Raw genomic sequence first — 5,234 nt, forward strand, 5'->3', positions numbered from 1 at the left:
CGGCATGGCCGACCCAACCCTGGTTTTTCAGGAATATTTCGTCCCGCAGGGCATTTCCGCCGATCTGATCGCCACCAAATATGGCTACAGCCGCGATGATGTCGACGCTTATGCGGTCGAAAGCCAGAAACGCGCCGCCAAGGCGTGGGACGAAAAGCGCTTCGCGAAATCGATCCTGCCGATCCGCGATGTGATTGGCGAAGTCGTGCTCGATCGGGACGAATTGATGCGCCCAGAAACCGATATGCAGTCGCTTGGCGCACTCGGCCCCGCATTCAAGATGATGGGTGAACAGATGCCCGGCTTTAACGACGTCGCGATCCTCAAACATCCCGATATCGAGAAGATCAATCACGTCCACCATGCCGGCAACAGCTCGGGTATCGTCGACGGTTCGGCAGCGGTTCTCGTCGGCAACGAGATGGCTGGCGAGAAATACGGTATGAAACCGCGGGCGCGGATCGTGTCGATGGCAGCCATCGGTTCCGAACCGACGATCATGCTGACCGGTCCCGAATTTGCCGCCAAGAAGGCATTGGAACGTGCTGGAATGACAGCAAATGATATCGATCTGTGGGAGTTGAACGAGGCATTTGCTGCCGTCGTCCTGCGCTTCATGGATGCGATGAATGTCGACCACAGCGTGATGAACGTAAACGGCGGCGCCATCGCCATGGGCCATCCGCTCGGTGCAACCGGCGCGATGATCCTCGGTACCGTGCTCGACGAACTCGAACGTTCCGGCAAGTCGACAGCTCTCGCGACGCTTTGCATCGGCGGCGGCATGGGTATCGCCACGATCATCGAACGGGTGAACTAATTGACTGCGCCTCGGCCAAGACCGGGCGCAGGCTCCCTTTTTGAACTGGATTCCGGCCTCTGCCGGAAAACGAATACAGGACAGAACACATGACCTACGAAACATTCTCAGTCGATATTGACAGCGACGGCATTGCGCTGGTCACCATCGATCTCCCCGGCCAGTCGATGAACGTCTGGAACCAAGCGCTGATCACTGATTTCAAAGCCTTTGTCGAAGAATTGATCAGCAAGGACGACATTAAAGGCGCGGTGATTACATCGGGCAAGAAATCCGGCTTCCTCGCCGGCGCCGACCTCAACATGCTCGGCGCGTCGAAAGCCGCCAGCATGGCCGAAGCGTTTGAAAGCGCCTGGGAACTCAACGGCATGTTGCGCCGTATGGAAACCGGCGGCAACAGCGCCAAGGACCTGCTCAAGGGCACCGCCCACGCCAAACCTGTCGCCTGTGCCCTGAATGGCCTCGCTCTCGGCGGCGGTCTCGAGCTTGCGCTGGCCTGCCATTATCGCGTTTGCGCCGACAATCCGAAAATCCAGCTTGGCCTGCCCGAAGTGCAGGTTGGCTTGCTCCCCGGCGGCGGCGGTACTCAGCGCTTGCCGCGTCTTGCCGGATTGCAGGCTGCTGGCATGATGATCATGACCGGCGCACCTACCAACCCGCAGGCCGCCAAGGCCCAGGGCTTCATTGATGAAGTCGTCCCAGCTGCCGACGTTATCGCGAAAGCCAAAGAATGGGTCAAAGCCAATCCCAAGGCATCCGCGCCATGGGACAAGAAAGGCTATAAATTCCCCGGTGGTGCCGGATCTATGGATCCACGCGCCGTGCCGCTCTATCTCGGTTCTTCCGCAATCGCGCTGAAGCAGAGCAAGGGCAATTTCGAAGCAGTCAAGGCAATCCTGTCCTGCCTCTACGAAGGTTCGATGCTGCCGATGGACACCGCGTTGCGTGTTGAAAGCAAATATTTCACCAAATTGCTCTCCGGCCCGCAAGCCAAGAATATGATCCGCACCCTGTTCATCAACAAACAGGCAGCGGAAAAAGGCGCAGCCCGTCCGAAGGGTGTTCCGCCGACAGAACTCAAAACGGTTGGCGTTCTTGGCGCCGGCCTGATGGGCTCCGGCATCACCCATGTTACCGCCAAAGGCGGCATGAATGTGATCGTTCTCGATCGCAGCATGGAAGAAGCGCAAAAAGCCGTCGCCTACAGCCAGAAGATCGTCGACAAGGGCGTGAAGCGTGGCAAGATGACGCAGGAAAAAGCCGATGCTTTCATGGCACGGATCAAACCGACCGACAATTATGATGATCTGAAAGATGTCGATCTGATCATCGAGGCGGTATTCGAACGCCCTGACATCAAGGCTGACGTGATCAAGAAGACCGAAGCGGTCATTGGCAAGGATGTCGTCTTTGCTTCCAATACCTCGACCCTTCCGATCACCGGTCTGGCAAAAAACAGCTCCCGCCCCGATCAGTTCATCGGAATGCATTTCTTCTCGCCGGTCGAGAGAATGCCGCTGCTGGAAATTATCCCCGGCGCTGAAACCGGTGACAAGGCCTTGGCCGTAGCTCTGGATTATAACGCCAGAATCCGCAAAACACCGATCGTCGTCAAGGATGTCCGCGGCTTCTACACCAACCGCGTGTTCCCGCCTTATGCCAATGAAGCGATGCTGATGGTTGCAGAAGGCGTGAAACCGGCCTTGATCGAAAATGCCGCAATCGCGATGGGCATGCCGATTGGTCCGCTCGCCGTGGTCGATGAAACAACCTTGCAGCTCGGCTATGACATTATGACGTCAACCAAGGAAGAACTGGGCGACGCCTATGTTCCGAGCGGCACCGAAGAGCTGATGGACATCATGGTCAAGCAGATCGACCGTCGTGGCCGGCGCTTTGGCGGTGGTTTCTACGAATATGCCGATGACGGGTCGAAAAAGCTATGGCCCGGCCTGGCTGATCATTTCCCACTGGCAGAACAACAGCCGGATGTCGAAGAGGTCAAACAGCGTTTGATGTTCATCCAGCTGATCGCCACCGCACAATGTTTCGACGAAGGCGTCGTCTCCGACCCGCAATCCGCCGATCTCGGCGCGATATTCGGCTGGGGTTTCGCGCCCTGGACCGGCGGTCCGATGAGCCATATCGATACGATGGGCGTCGACAATTTCGTTCGCCTCGCCGACAATCTGGCGCAAAAGCATGGCGAACGGTTCAAACCGCCGATGAGCTTCCGCGCAAAAGCAGATGCCGGCGAGACTTTTTACAAAGCGGCTTAAGCTGGACTAAAATATGATGAGAAAGAGCTCCTTCGGGGGCTCTTTTTTTGTCAGTCAGGAAAGCCGCTTTGCCAGCGCATCGAATTTTGCGTCGAGCTGCTCGATCTGCTGACACATACGATCGATATTGGTGTTGTCCCCGGATTTAGCAGCAAGGTCCGCTCCATAATGGGCCTCGAACAACGCAACCATCTGATCAACCACCGGCCCCTGCTGCCGTTCGGCGCGTTCTGCGTCGATGGTCATTTCTATCGACCGCGCGCTATATTCCAGGGTGCCGTAGAAGATATCACGCGCTTGCCACAGCACCGCGTCCCGCCGCAATTCTCCACGATCCTGCCCGCGCCGGAACAGCTGGTCGAAAACAGCAACATAATGGCGCAGATGGTCGCGCGAGACGCTGACCTCGCTATTGTTGCGGCGCAGGGCAAAGCTGAGGTTGATGAAATCAGCGTTCACTATCACCGCGTTCAGATGATATTGGGCCAGAGCCCGCAATCGGTCGGAGAATCCCTCGGCTTGGGTTGACGCCATGACCGTCTCTGCCTCCCGGGTCAGCACGTCCCAGAATTGCTGCAGAACCGCGAGCATCAGCTCAGCCTTGGATTCATAATAGCTGTAGATCGTGCCCTCGCCGATACCGGTACGGCGCGCGATCTCGGACATGCGTGCTCCGTCGAAGCCATGTTCGACAAAAATGGCACGCGCCGCGTCCAGAATCGCCTGTTCCTTGCGCTCCAGCTTGCTGCGCTGGGTTTCCGGATGGACCGCCTTAGTCGCCAAAACCGTTCCTTTATTGAGCTTGACTCGAAAATACCGAATGCTATTCAAATAGCCATAGGAGACTGAATGTGTCAAATGACGAATATTCCGCTGTGCCATTTCCCGCAAAGGCGTCCTGAATATGCCCCAGTTTAAATCGAAAATTGCCACCGGTTCGGACAGTTTTGCGCAGAACCGCAAAGATATGCTGACCCTGATCGACCATCTCCGCAGCCTCGAGAAGCGCGCGGTCGATGCGTCGGAAAAACGCCGCCCGACCTTTGAGAAGCGCGGCCAGCTGACCCCGCACGAGCGGCTGACCCGCTTGCTCGATCCCGGTATGCCCTTCTTGCGCCTGTACAATATGGCCAATTATCTGCTCGAGGACAGTAATCCCGAGACTAGCATTCCGGGCGGCAGCGTGATTTTGGGCATTGGCTTTGTCAAAGGCGTGCGCTGCATGATCTGGGTCGATGACAGCGGCATCCGCGCCGGTGCGGCGACGTCCGGCGGCTGGGACGCGAGCAAGGGCGCGCAGAAAATTGCCCAGGATCTCAAATTGCCGTTCATCCATCTGGTTGAAAGCGCGGGCGCAAACCTGATGGAATATAAGGTCGAGCTCTGGGCTCATGGCGGGATGCTGTTCCGCAATCTCGCATGGCTCAGCGCGGCAGGTATCCCGACGATGGTGGTTCTGCACGGACCGTCAACCGCTGGCGGCGCCTATATGCCTGGCATGTCCGACTATGTGATCGGTATCCGCAACAATGGCATGGCAGCGCTTGGCGGCGCGGCGCTGGTCCACGCGGCAACCGGTGAAGTCGCCGATGATCGCGAACTCGGCGGCACCGAAATGCATGCTTCGACCACCGGCAGTGTGGAATATCTCGCCGATGACGACGCCCACGGCATTGCGATTGCCCGCGAAACCATGGGTCGGCTGGACTGGAACAAGAATACCGCGCCGATCCGCCGCAATGATTACGAAGAACCGATTTACGACATCGACGAGATCGCCGGTGTGGTGCCTACCGATTATACCATTCCCTATGATGTCCGCGAAGTCGCGGCGCGGATCGTTGACGGCTCGGACTTTGAGGAATTCAAGCCGCGCTATGGCCCCGGCACCGTCTGCATGCAGGCCAGCATCATGGGCCATGCGGTCGGGCTGATCGGCAATAACGGCCCGTTCGACCCAGAGGCCGCGGCCAAGGCGACCCATTTCTTCCAGCTTTGTGACCAGTCGCAGCTACCGATCATCTTCCTCAACAACACCACCGGCTATATTGTCGGCACCGAGTCCGAGCATAAGGGCATGATCAAGCTGGGCAGCAAGATGATCCAGGCGGTATCCAACGTCCGGGTGCCGAAGC

4 protein-coding genes are annotated in these 5,234 nt (G+C 57.8%); 3 read left to right on the forward strand and 1 reads right to left on the reverse strand.

Annotated features, from left to right (window positions below; all coding sequences use genetic code 11):
* Positions 1-820, forward strand: an 820-nt coding sequence (locus tag V7680_RS14825) for an acetyl-CoA C-acyltransferase (protein ID WP_335654036.1), incomplete at its 5' end; no start/stop codon positions are given.
* 89 nt (positions 821-909) lie between these two features.
* Positions 910-3,099: a 3-hydroxyacyl-CoA dehydrogenase NAD-binding domain-containing protein gene (locus V7680_RS14830; protein WP_335654037.1), complete on the forward strand. Its 2,190-nt coding sequence runs from the start codon at positions 910-912 to the stop codon at positions 3,097-3,099.
* Positions 3,100-3,153: 54 nt separating this feature from the next.
* Here the strand turns inward: V7680_RS14830 and V7680_RS14835 are convergent, their stop codons facing one another.
* Positions 3,154-3,882: a TetR/AcrR family transcriptional regulator gene (locus V7680_RS14835; protein ID WP_335654038.1), complete on the reverse strand. Its 729-nt coding sequence runs from the start codon at positions 3,880-3,882 to the stop codon at positions 3,154-3,156.
* 121 nt (positions 3,883-4,003) lie between these two features.
* On the opposite strand from V7680_RS14835, the gene V7680_RS14840 reads away from it, so the two are divergent.
* The coding region (locus V7680_RS14840; protein WP_335654039.1) for an acyl-CoA carboxylase subunit beta at positions 4,004-5,234 on the forward strand (1,231 nt) is incomplete at its 3' end.

The sequence above is a fragment of the Parasphingorhabdus sp. genome, assembly GCF_036963705.1.
Lineage (GTDB): Bacteria > Pseudomonadota > Alphaproteobacteria > Sphingomonadales > Sphingomonadaceae > Parasphingorhabdus.

Coding starts and splice junctions, on each gene's coding strand:
- V7680_RS14830 (WP_335654037.1), top strand. CDS start 910: ATGACCTACGAAACATTCTCAGTCGATATTGACAGCGACGGCATTGCG.